Origin of the sequence: Arthrobacter sp. MYb214, assembly GCF_002979865.1 — a bacterium.
Lineage (GTDB): Bacteria > Actinomycetota > Actinomycetes > Actinomycetales > Micrococcaceae > Glutamicibacter.
The window spans coordinates 629125-642766 of sequence record NZ_PCPZ01000001.1; the positions used below are offsets into that span (position 1 = coordinate 629125).

Sequence of the window (13642 nt, forward strand, 5' to 3'; positions counted from 1 at the left end):
GCAGGTGCGCGGCGGGGTCAGGACATGAACATGCGGGCGCGCTGGTGCTCGTGGCGCATCTGGGCGATTTCCAGCCCGGGCGCCGCGGCGCCCAGATCCATCTCCTCCAGGGTGAAGATCGCCGCGACGGCGTCCGCCACCGGTTCGTGCATCGCCCGGATCACCCGCTGGCCGGCGTCCTGGCCCAGCGGGATGGCGCGGATCGCATTCTGCGTCAGGCTGGTCACCGTGGAGAACAAGTAGCTGCCCAGCGCGTCGGCCACCGGGGCGCCGGCCCCGCGGGCACCCAGGGCGAAGGCGATGGCCGGGTGCCCGGCGCACTGCCCGCTGCGCACGCTGCGCGCATAGGCCGCCACGTCCGCGGTGGGGAACGCCGAGTTGGCCACGGCGAGCATCCGCGCGCCCATCTTGGTGGCTGCCTCGCGCAGCTGGCGGGGCAGGGCCGAGGCATGGATCAGCGCGTCGAGCTGCGCGATCCGCTCCTGGTCCGGCGCCTCATAGGCCAGGCGCAGCAGCAGCCCGTCGGTATAGGCCAGGGCCTGGGACAGGAACTGGTGCAGCCACGTCGCGAAGCTGGCCTCGTCGTGCACCTGCCCGGACTCCAGGTAGCTCTCCATGCCGAAGGAGTGGCTGAACGCGCCGGTGGGCAGTGCCGAGTCCGATAGCTGGAGCAGCGTGAGCAGGTGCGGGGCGCTAGTGGGTGTGCTCGGCATGGCGGAAGGGCACGGGCATAACCCGTTCCTGGCGCTGGTAGGGCGCGTCGTGGTGCTTGAGGAAGTCCTCGACGGTGTGGTCGTACTGCACCACCATCACCTCGGCGCAATACTCCGAGTCGGCGCCGAAGAACTGCGCCTGCAGGTGCCGGTTGCCCAGCGAGTGGGCGATCACGCCCATCTCCAGCACCGTGCGCGGGGCGATGACCAGCACGTCGGTGGGCAGCACCGACACGCTGATCACTTCGGTCTCCGAGAGGAACAGGATGTCCCCGTCACGCAGATCCGGGCCCGGGGCCAGGCGCAGGCCCAGCTCCCGCCCGTGGTCGGTCTTCACGCGCTGGATGCGCTTGACCAGCTCGGCGCTGGGCAGCACGACCTTTTCGTGGTGCCGCCCGGCCAGCTGCTCGGGCTGCTCGTGGAGGTTGCCCACGAGTTCGTCGATAATCATCTATCTCCTTGGTGGTTGGCGGGCCGGCTAGAACAGGAAGTAGCGCTGGGCCATGGGCAGCTCGTCCGAGGGCTCGCAGGTGGCCAGTTCCCCGTCGACGAATACCTCGTAGGTCTGCGCATCCACCTGGATATCCGGGGTGGCTCCGTTGTGCTTCAAATCGGACTTCACCAAATCGCGGATGCCGTGGCAGGGGCGGATCACCTTGCGCAGGCGCAGGCGTTCCGGGATGCCCTCTTCGATCGCTGCCTTGGACAGGAAGGTGATCGAGGAGGCGTGGACCGCGCTGCCCAGGGCACCGAAGTTCAGCCGCAGCGTGCGCGGCTGCGGGGTCGGGATCGAGCCGTTGGAATCGCCCATCAGCGACTGGACGATCAGCCCGCCCTTGATCACCATTTCCGGCTTGACGCCGAAGAAGGCCGGATCCCAAAGTACCAGGTCGGCAAATTTGCCTTCCTCGACGCTGCCGATGGAGTCGGCGATGCCGTGGGCGATGGCCGGGTTGATGGTGTACTTGGCGACATAGCGCTTCAGCCGCTGGTTATCGCCGATCTCCGGGTCGCCTTCCAGCTTGCCGCGCTGGCGCTTCATCGCGTCGGCCACCTGCCAGGTGCGCAGCACCACTTCGCCCACGCGGCCCATGGCCTGCGAGTCAGAGGAGGTGATGGAGAAGACCCCCATGTCGTGCAGCACGTCCTCGGCGGCGATGGTCTCCGCGCGGATGCGCGAGTCGGCGAAGGCCACGTCCTCGGGGATGTCCGGGTTCAGGTGGTGGGCCACCATGAGCATGTCCAGGTGCTCGTCCACGGTGTTCGTGGTGAACGGCAGGGTCGGGTTGGTCGACGCCGGCATCACGTTGGGCAGCGCGGCCATGCGGATGATGTCCGGCGCGTGCCCGCCGCCGGCGCCTTCGGTGTGGAAGGTGTGGATCACCCGGCCGGCGATCGCTTCGATGGTGTCCTCCACGAAGCCGCATTCGTTCAGCGTGTCGGCGTGGATGGCCACCTGGATGTCGAATTCGTCGGCGACCTTCAGCGAGTTGTCGATGGACGAGGTGGTCGCACCCCAGTCCTCGTGGATCTTCAGCCCGATCGCGCCGGCGCGGATCTGCTCGGCCAGCGGTGCGCGGTCGCTGGCGTGCCCCTTGCCCAGCAGCCCGATGTTGATCGGCAGGTTCTCCACCGCCTGCAGCATCCTGGCGATGTGCCAGGGGCCCGGGGTGAGGCTGGTTGCCTTGGACGCGTCCGAGGGCCCGGCGCCGCCGCCGATCAGCGTGGTAGTGCCGTTGGCCAAGGCGACTGGCACCTGGTCCGGGGAAACGAAGTGGATGTGCGTGTCGATCGCTCCGGCGGTGAGGATCTTGTGCTCCCCGGCGATCACGTCGGTGGACGCGCCGATGACGATATCCACCCCGTCGGAGATGTCCGGGTTGCCGGCCTTGCCGATCTTGAAGATATGCCCGTCGCGCAGGGCGACATCGGCCTTGTAGATGCCGGTGTAGTCCAGCACCACCACATTGGTGATCACCGTGTCGGGCACATCCTGGTCGCGGGTGACGCGGCCGTTCTGCCCCATGCCGTCGCGGATGACCTTGCCGCCGCCGAAGACCACTTCTTCGCCGTAGGTGGTGTAGTCGTGCTCGATCTCGGCCAGCAGCTCGGTATCCGCCAAGCGGATGGCATCCCCCGTGGTCGGCCCGTACATTTCCGAGTACTGCTTGCGGGTCAGCTCGAAGCCCATGCCTAGTTCTCCTCCTCTTCGTCGGCGGCCGAGGACTTGCCGGCGTTTTCCGCCTCTGCTGCAAGCCGTGCCTCATGCGGCTGCGGCGGGAGATTCTCGTCGACCGGGTCCACGCCGAAGGTGGTGCCCAGCCCGGAGGCCGCATCGCCCTGGTTGGGAAGGTCGATGCTGTAGTCTTCGACGACCTCGGCCTCGCGCTCGGCATCGATGCCTGCGGTGCCGCCGATCGCTTCCGTTTCAACGGCCGGGACCGGCAGGCCCAGCGGCCCGTTGATCCGGTCCTGGAAGCCGTGCACCTCGCGGGCTCCGGAGAATTCGACCAGGTGGACGGTGCGTGCATCGCCCGGCTCGAAGCGCACTGCGGTGCCGGCGGGAATATCGAGCCGGAATCCGCGCGCGGCCACTCGATCGAACTCCAGCTGCGAATTGACTTCGGCGAAATGGTAATGCGAGCCGACCTGCACCGGCCGGTCCCCGCGGTTCACCAGGTTCAGGATGCGGGTTTGCTGCTGTGCATTGCAGGCGATGGGTTCATCGCGCAGGATGTATTCTCCCGGGATCATGATCTGTGCCTTTCTGCGCAGAGGGAACTAGCGAATGGGGTTGTGGACGGTGACCAGCTTGGTCCCGTCGAGGAAGGTCGCTTCGACCTGGACTTGGTCCACCATTTCCGCAATGCCATCCATGACGTCTTCGCGGCGGAGGATCGTGGTCCCGTAGCTCATCAATTCAGCCACGGTCCGTCCGTCGCGGGCCCCTTCGATCAATTCGTAGGTGATGACCGCGACGGCCTCCGGGAAGTTCAGCTTCAGTCCACGCGCCTGTCGTCGGCGTGCCAGATCGGCGGCGACGACGATCATCAGCTTCTCTTGCTCCCTCGGCGTTAAATGCATCGACAATTCCCCGTTCAAGAGTGTTTAAGAGTGTCCACCAAGATCGCTGAATTCCGGCCAGAAAACGCCGTAACAGCTGTGGATATGGCTAGAATAGCAGACCTTCGGAAAAGGTTTTTTCGACCCGGAATCCATCCATAAAACAACCATTGACAAAATTTATCCACCCAAGTCAAAGAAGTTTTCACGGAAAACAACCCGAACCTCTCCAGCGCGTCGAAAAGCCACGACTTTCCATTCCAGCACAATGCAACGTTCCCCGGGGATTTAATTCCGGATTCCCTGCCTGTTTCCAGCCATGGCTCCGGCAGGAAACTGCTCCCGCTCGGTCCTCCAGGGCGACCGGGAGCAGTTTCCATGCACCGGGCCCGATGCGTCATTCCACGAGCTTGCCTGCCTGCGATACCTCGGTGATCAGCGCGGCCACTTCCGCAGGCACTTCGGGGATCGGCTCACGGGTGATGCCCTCAGGCGACCAGATGAGGTTCACCTGCAGCTGCGGATCGGTGTGCGGATAGTCACTGCGGTTATGGCAGCCGCGGGTTTCCCGGCGCTCCAGCGCCGACTCCAAGGTGGCGCGCGCGGCCAGAGCCGAGGACTTCAGGTCGAAGGCGTGGCACAGGTCCTGGTAGCCGGCGATGTCCGGGTGGATGCCCACCCGCGCCATCCGCGCTTCGACCTCTGCCAGTTTCTCCAGCCCCAGCTTCAGCCCCGCCTCCTCGCGCACGACTCCGGCGTGCTGGGTCATGATGTCGCGGATCGCCCGCTGCAGGGACCGGACATTTTCCTGCCCATCGGCGGCCAGCAGCCGGTCCACTTCCCCGCGCGCCTTCTCGATGGCCGCCTGCGAACGCGGCTGGGAAGTGAGCGCACGCGAATACCGGGCAGCTCCCTGCCCGACGATCCGGCCGAAGACCAGCAGCTCGATCAGCGAGTTGCCGCCCAGCCGGTTGGCCCCGTGCAGGCCCGAGGAGGCTTCACCGATCGCGTACAGGCCGGGGACCGCCGTCTCATGGGTGAGCGGGTCCACCTGCACCCCGCCCATGGAATAGTGCGCCGTCGGGGCGATCTCGATCTTCTGCTCGGTAATGTCCAGCATCTGCTCCTCGCGCAGCGTCTGGTAGACCCGGGGCAGCCGTTCCATGATGGTGGCGCGGGGCAGGTGCGAGACATCCAGCCAGACCCCGCCCTTGGCGGTGCCGCGCCCGGCGGCGATCTCGGTGTAGGCGGCCAGGGCGACCCGGTCGCGGGTGGACAATTCCATGCGCTGGGGATCGTAGCGCTCCATGAAGCGTTCGCCCAGGGCGTTGGTCAGGATCCCGCCTTCGCCGCGGGCCGCCTCGGAGACCAGAGTCCCGGCCACCGATTCGGGTTCGATGATGCCCGAGGGGTGGAATTGTACGAGCTCGGCATCGCGCAGCCGGGCACCGGCCTCCACGGCCAGGCGGAAGGCGTCGCCGGTGTTCTCGTCGCGCCGCGAGCTGCTGCGCCGCCAGATGCGGGTGTGGCCGCCGGCGGCCAGGATGACCGCGTCGGCATGGATCAGGTACCCGGTGCCGTCGTTGACGTCGAAGCCGTAGGCGCCGAAGATCCGCCCCTCGGCGACCAGCAGCTCGGTGATATAGACCGAGTCCAGGATAGGGACCTGCAGCTGCTGCGCACGGCGGACCAGGGTGCGCTGGATTTCCAGCCCGGTGTAGTCCCCGGCGAAGGCGGTGCGCCGGAATTTGTGGGCACCGAAGAAGCGCTGGGAGATCCGGCCGTCGGTTTCGCGGGCGAAGTTCATGCCGTAGCGTTCCAGGTCCTCGATGCCGCGGGCCGCGCCTTGGGCGACCACCTGCACGGTGCGCGGATCGGCCAGGTAGTAGCTTTCCTTGATGGTGTCCGCCGCGTGCTGCTGCCAGCTGTCCTCGGCGTCCATCGTGCCCAGTGCGGCGTTGATGCCGCCGGCGGCCAGCGCGGTGTGCGCGTCGTGGCGCGGGCGCTTGCCCACGGCCAGCACGTCGGTGCCCGATTCTGCCAGCTCGATGGCCGCGCGCAAGCCTGAACCACCGGTGCCGATGACCAGTACGGAGGTGGATATCTGCTGTTCGTTTCTCATGGTTTCCAGCATCGCCCCGCGCCCAGAATACGTCCAATGAATTATTGGCATGATGTTGATAGCAGTAGGCTATGCACCATGAACCTAGAGCAATTGCGCGGCTTCACCGCCATCGCCGAAGTGGGGCACTTCACCCGGGCCGCCGAGCAGCTGCACCTGGCCCAGCCATCGCTCAGCCGGCAGATCGCCACGCTGGAACAGGAACTGGGCTCCGAGCTGTTCCACCGGGCCCGCGGCAACATCACGCTTACCGCCGCCGGGCAGGCATTGCTGCCCCGTGCGCGCCGGATGCTGGCCGACGAGGAGTCCATCCGCACCGAAATGGCCGACCTGGCCGGGCTGCATCGCGGGCGGGTGCGCCTGGGCGCCCCGCCTACCCTGTGCGTGTCGCTGGTCGCCGAGGCGCTGTCCATCTTCCGCACCTACTACCCCGGGGTGCAACTGCAGATTTTCGAAGCGGGCTCGCACAAGCTGCTGGAGCAGCTGGACGGCGGCGCACTGGATCTGGCGCTCATCGTGACCTCGGAGCATGCGGTGAACGACAACCATCTGGAGAACCTGCCGCTGCTCGAAGAGGAATTGGTGGTCATCGACGCACTGGAGCACCCGCACCTAGCTGGCCAGGAGCTTGATTTGCGCGCGTTGGCTCCGGTGCCCCAGCTGGCCTTCTCGCACAGCTACGATCTGCGCGCCAGCACCGCCCTGGCCTACAAGAACGCCGGCCTGGTGCCCAATATCGTCGTGGAAGGCGGGGAGATGGACGCGGTGCTGCGCTTCGTGCAGCGCGGGCTCGGAGTCGCCGTGGTTCCGGCGACGGTGGCGCTGGACGCTCCGGGAGTGCGCTCCATTGCCTTGCGCGAACCGCTGGCCCGCACCATCGGGCTGGCGCACCGGCGCGATGTCTCATTGACCCGAGCCGCCGCGGCCATGGCGCAGCTGCTGGCCGAAACCGCGCAGCAGCTGGCCGCCGGCCACGGGCAAATCAACTCCCTAGCTTGATCCCCAGGTGGCTGGCCATCGCCTCGGCGAGCAGGCTCAGCTGCAGCGCACTGATCCGTGCCCCGCGCAACCCGTCGACCCCCTCAACCTGGGCGAAGTCCAGCCCCTGCAGGTCGACCTCGCGCAATTGCGCCCCGGCAGCGGTAATTTGCCCGGCCCGCGAATCGACGAAGCCCAGGCGCTGGATCTGCCCGCCCAGGTCGATCTCCTCGAATTGGCAATTGACGAAGAGCACATCGCGCACCGTTGCACCGCGCAAATTCAGCCAGCCGAATTTGCAGTTCTCGAATACCACGCCATCGAGCTGGGCCTCGGCGAAATCCGCAGACCCGAAGCGGCTGTGGGTCACCCGCACATCGTTGAGGAACGCACCAGCGGCTTGCAGGGCGGGAGCCCCGGATTGGTCCAGTTCGCACTGGATTAGCCGGGCATTGCGCAAGGCCTCGATCTGCACGGAGCTGAAACGGCATTCCTCCAGCCGCGCGCCATCGGCCGCCAGCGGCTCATCGAAATCCCTGAAGTGCAGCAGTTCAACGTAGTCGTCGCCCAGATCCCCACGGTAGCCAGGGGCCAGTTCGGGCAGGGTGAAGCGTCGGATTCTCGGTGCCAATGCGCGTCCTTAAAGTGCTTGCTTCGCAGCCAGGTTCCCGGCCACGTCATCCAGTGCCGCATCCAGGTGCGGCCAGCGGAACTCGTACCCGGTCCCCTGCAGCACCCCGGGCAGCGCCCAGCGGGACTTGAGCAGCATTTCCGGTTCCACGCGCAGCACGAACATGGCCGGCTCCAGCATCCAACGATACGCGGGCAGCCCGAATTTCGCGCCGGTGGCGCGGCGCAGCGAGGCCATCAGCGCCCGGTTGGCAACCGGGTTCGGCGAGCTGAGGTTGACCGGGCCGGTGATTTCGCGGTGGTCGATGATATGCCCGATCGCGCCGATCGCATCATCGACATGGATCCAGCTGAAGCGCTGGTTCCCGCGCGTGCGGTGCCAGCCGCTGCGTTCGGCTCCGCTCGGATCCGGGCCGATGCCGCGGTAGCGCCGATGCGCCGGCCACCAGCTATCATGCTGCGCCCCGCCCAGCCCGAGCCGTGCAACGGCAAGCAGCTTGCGCGTGGCCGGGCCGTCGCCGAGCACGATGGCCATGCGCAGGGCGACCCGGCGCGTGGGCAGCTCGCCGCGGAAGAACTCGCGTTCCCAGTTGCGCGCCACATCCACCGAGAACCCTTCGCCGATCCGGCCGTCCTCGGTGTTCGGCGCGTCCATGCTGTGCCGGTAGATGGTCGCGGTGGACGCGTTCAGCCAAAGCGCCGGCGGATCAGCTGCCTGGGACACTGCCTCGTGCAGCGCGCGGGTCGTGTCCACGCGCGAGGCGAGGATCTCGTTGCGCGCCGCTTCGTGATAGCGGCAGCCGACATTCTTCCCGGCCAGATTGACCAGCAGTTCTGCACCATCGATGAGTGCCGCCAGCGCCGGGCCATCGCCCCACTGCGCATCCGCTGTACGGCCGCGGCCGATGACCGCCACCTGGTATCCAGCCCCGCGCAGCTGCGCGATCAGCCGTTCGCCAATGAACCCGCTGGCTCCTGCCACTACCGCCCGCCGTGCAGCGCTCTGCATCGTTCCCCGCTCAGAAGTCGTTGATCACCAGTTTCTTCATCTTCAGCATATGCTCGAATGCGCCGGGTCGCTCCATCAGCTCGCCCATGTTCGAGGGCACGATCTGCCAGCTCACCCCGAATTTGTCGGTCAGCCAGCCGCAGGCCTCGGCTTCAGGCACCGCGGACAGCGCCTCCCAGACGCGGTCGATCTCCGCCTGGCCATCGCATGGCCATTCCAGCGAGACGCCGGGAGTGAAGGTGAAGTCCTGCGGCACGGCCGAATCCATGGCCGCAACGCAATCCTCGCCGAGCGTGAATTGGGCGTACATCAGCGCTTCAGCGGTAGCGGCTTCGGTCGGCTCCCCGTACGGGAAGGCGCTGTCCAGTTTCGCGCCGAGCACCTGGCTGTAGTACTCGATGGCCTCGACCGCGCGGTTCTGGGCCGCACCGCCGAACATCAGCGCAGGAAAGACCGAGGCGCGCGGCTCAACGGGCTCATCGGACTCCATCAGCTGCCAGGAGACACCGTACTTGTCGTTCACCCAGCCGTAGCGCGCGCTGAACGGGTAGGTGTCCAGCGGCATCAGCGCCGTGCCGCCCTCCAGCAGCGCGGCCCAGGTGGCATCGAGGGACTCGCGCTGGCCGGCGTTGAAGACCACGATGATCGAGATCGCCGGATTGGGCATGAATTCCTGGCCCGCGTTGATCAGCGTGATCTTGGTTCCCCGCACCCACAGCGAAACGGTCAGCGCCTTGCCGGCGAAGGGTTCCTGGAATTCCAGCAGGCCCTCGGTGGGATAGCGCGATTCGACTTCGGTTTTTGCCTCCGGCAGGGCGCGGGCATAGAATTCCCCCGCTTCCTCTGCAGTGCCTTGCATCCATAAATTGACGGTGAGCTTTTGCATGACGGTCCTCCTAGCTGGGCGATGCTCCAAAGCTACCCCGCAGGGCCCTCCAGCAACAGATGGGCCAGCGAACTTTCAGCCCCGATTCATCTGCTCGTCCCGCGTTGTTCGCCCGGTGAACTCGTCCATCGAGCGGTATACGCCGATAACCTTGCCGGCCACGAAATCCCAGGCCGGCCGCGGCAGCACGCCGCGCAGCAGCTGGCCCAGCTTGCTGGTCCACGGCATCAGCACCAGCGGCGTGCCGGCAAGCATCGCCCGCCACGCCCGGTCCACCACGACTTCCGGCTCCAGGATCGGGGTCAGCAGCATCGGCTTGGCGCCCGCGAACATGCCGGTGCTGATATAGGTCGGGCAAATGGTGCTCACGGCGATCTGGTCGTTGCCTTCCAGCTCCAGCCGCAGCGAATCGCTGAAGGACAGGGCCGCAGCCTTGGAGGCCGCGTAGACGCTCATATTCGGGTTGGACACCAGCGCGGCCGCCGAGGCGATGGTCAGCACCCGGCCCTTGCCCCGTCGGCCCAGCTGCGGAAGCAGGGCGTGGGTCAAGTACATCGGGGCGAGCGCGTTCACCTGCATGGCCGCGGTGATCTGCGCGGTGCTGTGCTTCGCGAAGGAGGTGCCGGTGACCACCCCGGCGTTGTTGACCAGCACGTCGATTCCCCCGCCCTCCACCGCCGTGGCGGCGTAGCGCTGGATTTGGCTCTGGTCGGCAAGGTCCACCACATGGGTCTCGACAGTGCCGCCGAGCTGGCGCAGCTCCTCGGCAGCCGCGTCGAGCTTGGCCGCGTCGATGTCCCAGATGACCACCCGTGCCGCGCCCTCGAGGCAAGCCTGCCTGGCGAAAAGCAAACCCATGCCCTGCGCGGCCCCGGTGACAAGGACGTGCAAACCGGCTACCGACTGGAGAGGTGTCTTGCCCATCAGTGAACTCCTTGAGGATCAGTATGGCAACAGCCTAGCCTGTGGCGCGGATTACACTTGGCTCATTTTCATCGAGCGCGCCCAGCAAACACCGCTAGCCTTGGATCATTGGACCGACTCGTCGAAAGGACGACCGTGCGCATTGACCGCCTGGACGCGGATTTGATCGAACTGCTCACCGAATCGCCGATGCTTCCGGTGATGGAGTGCGCCCGGCGCTTGGGTGTTGCCCGCGGCACGATCAGCAGCCGGCTGGCCCGGCTCCACGAGGCCGGCGTCATCCAGGGCATCGTCCCGCGGGTCAAGCCTGCGGGGTTCGGGTACACGCTGGTCGCGTTCTGCCAGGTGGAGATCATCCAGCGCTACGGGCACGATCCGGTCGCGAGCGCATTGGAGGAATCCATCCCGGAAATCCTCGACATGTACACCGTGACCGGCAGTTCGGACTTGCAGCTGCGCGTTGTGGCCCGGACCCCCGAGGACCTGCAGGCGATTTTCAACCGCATCAACAAGGTGCCGGGTGTGGCAAGGACCTCATCCTCCTTCGCCCTGCACGAGCATTTCCAGGGAAGGACACTGCCACTGGTCGCAGCGTGCGCTAGGGCCGAGGCAGAAGTGGAAAACACTGGGCAGATTGACTAGTAAAATGGGTTGATTGGCGGCGATTGCTATGCAGCCTGCATAGAAACAGGGTTTGCGATTGCGCCGGCAGATTCATTCAACCTACAGTCGATGCTTGTGAATCGCGACACGCGAGGATATGAGCAGGGCCACCGCTGACCACGCACCACGGCTTTGTCATACGAACGATTGCCAACCTCGTGCAGCTCTGGCAGTCAGAGAGGAAACTCATGACCCTTCACCAGCGCCCCTCCTTGCAGGAAGTGCCCGCTTACAAGCAGGGCAAGCCCGCAGCCGCTGGAGCCTCCAAGCTCTCATCCAACGAATCCCCGCATAGCCCGCTGCCCTCGGTGCTGTCCAGCATCCAGGAGGGCCTGGCCACGATCCACCGCTACCCGAGCATCGCGGCGCCCGAATTGACCGGCGCCCTCAGCTCGCAGTTCGGCGTCCCGGCGGAGCACATCACCCTGGGCGCGGGCTCGGTCGAGGTCGCGGCCCAGATCATCCATGCGGTTGCCGCCGAGGGCGACGAAGTCATCTACGCGTGGCGCTCCTTCGAGGCGTATCCTTCGCTGGTGCGGATCGCCGGCGCCACCCCGGTCGAGGTGCCCCTGGATGCCGATAGCCGCCACGATCTGCCCGCCATGCTGGCCGCGATCACCGATAAGACCCGATTGGTCTTCATCTGCAACCCGAACAACCCGACCGGCACGGTGGTGGAGGCCCGCGCGCTGGATGAGTTCATCAATGCCGTGCCGCGCAACGTGCTGGTCGTCGTCGACGAAGCCTACGTGCACTTCGACCGCTCGGCCGTGCGGGCCGATGGCATCGAGCTGTTCCGCAAGTACCCGCATGTGGCCGTGCTGCACACCTTCTCCAAGGCCTACGGCCTGGCTGGCCTGCGCGTCGGATACGCCATCAGCCCGCTGGAAGTTGCCGGGAACCTGCGCAAGGTGGCCGTGCCATTTGGCGTCTCCGACTTGGCACAGCGCGCGGCGGTGGCCTCGCTGGCCGCCATCGGCGAGCTGTCGCTGCGCATCGAGGAAGTCGTCACCCAGCGCGAGCGGATGTACGAGGGCCTGGCCGCTGCCGGGTACCCGGTCGTGAAGTCGCAGGCGAACTTCGTCTGGGTGGATGCCGGAGAGGCGACCGAAGAGCTTGAAGCCAAGCTCGCCGCCGGCGGTGTGGTGGTTCGCGCCTTCCCCGGAGACGGGTTGAGGATTTCCTCCGGTACCGCACACGACGTCGATCGCGTGCTCGCGGCCCTGCCCGTCCAGGAGGCCACCGCGTGAGCGCAGTCAAAGCCCCCGAGCAGCTGCATACCGGGCTGACCCGGCGCCAGATCTCCATGATGGGCCTGGGCGGCGCGATCGGCGCTGGCCTGTTCGTCGGCTCCGGCCAGGCCATTTCCATCGCTGGTCCGGCAGTGCTGGTCTCCTACCTGATCGCTGGAACCGTGATCATCGTGATCATGGCCATGCTCGCGGAGATGGTAGCCGCCAATCCGTCCTCCGGCGCGTTCTCCACCTTCGCTGGCCAAGCCATGGGGCGCAGCGCAGGGTCCACCCTGGGCTGGCTCTACTGGATCCAGCTGGTCGTGGTGATCGCGGCCGAGGCAACCGGGGCCGCGGCTATTACTGCCGGCTGGGTTCCGGCCTTCCCGCAGTGGGCATGGGTGCTCGGCTTCGTGGTGGTCCTGACCGGAGCGAATCTGCTCGGCGTAAGGAATTACGGCCGTTTCGAATACTGGTTTGCCGTGATCAAGGTGGCTGCGATCATCGCGTTCCTGGTCTTCGGCGCCTTGGTGCTGACCCGGGTGATCCCGACGCCGGAACCAGTTGGCTTCGCCAATCTGGCCGCCCATGGCGGCTTCGCCCCCGGTGGCATGGCCGGCATCGCCGCCGCAGTCCTGATCGTCATCTTCTCCTTCGGCGGTACCGAGGTGGTGTCCATCGCGGCCGCCGAGTCCAAGGACCCGGCCGGCAACATCAAGCGCGTGGTCAAGTCCGTGATGATGCGTATCCTGTTCTTCTACCTCGGCTCGATCCTGGTCATTGTCGCCCTGGTGCCCTGGAATGATCCGGCGATCGTGGACGGCCCATTTGCGGCTGCACTGGATGTCATGCACATTCCAGGCGTGGGCTTCTTGATGAACGCCGTGGTCGTGGTCGCCTTGCTTTCGGCGATGAACGCGAATATCTACGGTTCCTCGCGCATGCTGTACTCGCTGGGCCAGCGCAAGCTCGCCCCGAGCGCCGTCACCCACGTGACCGGCAAGGGCGTGCCGTCGAAGGCCGTGATCGCCTCCGTGGCCTTCTCCTTCCTGGCCGTGGGCCTGAACTGGATCTGGCCCGAGGCTGTGATGCCGATCTTGCTGAACGTGGTGGGTTCGACCATCATCTTCATCTGGGCGTTCATTGCCGTGACGCAGCTGATCCTGCGTCGCCGCGCGGACCGCGATGGCGGGCATCTGCCGTTGCGGCTGTGGGGTTTCCCGGGCCTGTCGATCGCTACGATCATCGTCCTTGCGGCGATTGTCGCCATCGCGATGACTGATCCCGCGGCGCGCACCCAGCTGCTGCTCACCGGCGGGCTGACCGCCGTGATCTGGGTGATCTCCAAGATCGCGCTGCGCGATAAGCGCGAGGAACCGGCGGACGCCTAGCTCCCGGAAGCCTAGGTCCAGCGATTGCTGG

Annotated in this window: 14 protein-coding genes; 4 read left to right on the plus strand and 10 right to left on the minus strand. The window is 66.3% G+C overall.

Annotated elements, in window-relative coordinates:
- Window positions 1–17: 17 nt before the first annotated feature.
- The 6 genes from CQ012_RS02890 to CQ012_RS02915 form a co-directional block, all read right to left on the minus strand.
- Complete coding sequence (locus CQ012_RS02890; RefSeq protein ID WP_105658514.1) at window positions 18–713, minus strand: urease accessory protein UreF; 696 nt, start codon at window positions 711–713, stop codon at window positions 18–20.
- Entirely contained in the window at window positions 694–1164 is a 471-nt protein-coding gene (ureE, locus tag CQ012_RS02895) for an urease accessory protein UreE (RefSeq protein WP_105661409.1), read from the minus strand. Before ureE ends, CQ012_RS02890 begins: the two co-directional genes overlap by 20 nt.
- A gap of 27 nt (window positions 1165–1191) precedes the next feature.
- Window positions 1192–2904: an urease subunit alpha gene (ureC, locus tag CQ012_RS02900; RefSeq protein WP_105661410.1), complete on the minus strand. Its 1713-nt coding sequence runs from the start codon at window positions 2902–2904 to the stop codon at window positions 1192–1194.
- Window positions 2905–2906: 2 nt separating this feature from the next.
- Window positions 2907–3467: an urease subunit beta gene (locus CQ012_RS18040; RefSeq protein ID WP_105661411.1), complete on the minus strand. Its 561-nt coding sequence runs from the start codon at window positions 3465–3467 to the stop codon at window positions 2907–2909.
- Between the two features lie 27 nt (window positions 3468–3494).
- Window positions 3495–3797, minus strand: a complete 303-nt coding sequence (locus CQ012_RS02910; protein WP_105658537.1) for an urease subunit gamma — start codon at window positions 3795–3797, stop codon at window positions 3495–3497.
- 376 nt (window positions 3798–4173) lie between these two features.
- Window positions 4174–5898: an FAD-dependent oxidoreductase gene (locus CQ012_RS02915; protein ID WP_105661569.1), complete on the minus strand. Its 1725-nt coding sequence runs from the start codon at window positions 5896–5898 to the stop codon at window positions 4174–4176.
- A gap of 78 nt (window positions 5899–5976) precedes the next feature.
- Between CQ012_RS02915 and CQ012_RS02920 the strand changes: the two genes are divergently transcribed.
- Complete coding sequence (locus tag CQ012_RS02920; RefSeq protein ID WP_105661412.1) at window positions 5977–6897, plus strand: LysR family transcriptional regulator; 921 nt, start codon at window positions 5977–5979, stop codon at window positions 6895–6897.
- Here the strand turns inward: CQ012_RS02920 and CQ012_RS02925 are convergent.
- The 4 genes from CQ012_RS02925 to CQ012_RS02940 all read right to left on the minus strand — a co-directional run bounded on the left by CQ012_RS02925 (window position 6881) and on the right by CQ012_RS02940 (window position 10325).
- Complete coding sequence (locus CQ012_RS02925) at window positions 6881–7507, minus strand: pentapeptide repeat-containing protein (protein WP_105661413.1); 627 nt, start codon at window positions 7505–7507, stop codon at window positions 6881–6883. The genes CQ012_RS02920 and CQ012_RS02925 overlap by 17 nt on opposite strands.
- Before the next feature lie 9 nt (window positions 7508–7516).
- Complete coding sequence (locus CQ012_RS02930) at window positions 7517–8515, minus strand: epimerase (protein WP_105661414.1); 999 nt, start codon at window positions 8513–8515, stop codon at window positions 7517–7519.
- Between the two features lie 10 nt (window positions 8516–8525).
- On the minus strand, window positions 8526–9401 hold the full coding sequence (locus tag CQ012_RS02935) for a VOC family protein (protein ID WP_105661415.1): 876 nt from the start codon (window positions 9399–9401) through the stop codon (window positions 8526–8528).
- Window positions 9402–9476: 75 nt separating this feature from the next.
- The gene (locus tag CQ012_RS02940) at window positions 9477–10325 is read right to left on the minus strand and encodes an SDR family NAD(P)-dependent oxidoreductase (protein WP_105661416.1); all 849 of its coding nucleotides are present in this window, start codon (window positions 10323–10325) and stop codon (window positions 9477–9479) included.
- Between the two features lie 135 nt (window positions 10326–10460).
- Between CQ012_RS02940 and CQ012_RS02945 the strand changes: the two genes are divergently transcribed.
- The 3 genes from CQ012_RS02945 to CQ012_RS02955 all read left to right on the plus strand — a co-directional run bounded on the left by CQ012_RS02945 (window position 10461) and on the right by CQ012_RS02955 (window position 13611).
- Window positions 10461–10967, plus strand: a complete 507-nt coding sequence (locus CQ012_RS02945) for an Lrp/AsnC family transcriptional regulator (protein WP_133833499.1) — start codon at window positions 10461–10463, stop codon at window positions 10965–10967.
- Between the two features lie 209 nt (window positions 10968–11176).
- Window positions 11177–12238: a histidinol-phosphate transaminase gene (gene hisC, locus CQ012_RS02950; RefSeq protein ID WP_105661417.1), complete on the plus strand. Its 1062-nt coding sequence runs from the start codon at window positions 11177–11179 to the stop codon at window positions 12236–12238.
- A complete protein-coding gene (locus tag CQ012_RS02955; RefSeq protein WP_105658504.1) occupies window positions 12235–13611 on the plus strand; it encodes an amino acid permease in 1377 nt (458 codons plus the stop codon). The genes hisC and CQ012_RS02955 overlap by 4 nt, the downstream gene beginning before the upstream one ends.
- The last annotated feature ends 31 nt before the right edge of the window (window positions 13612–13642 follow it).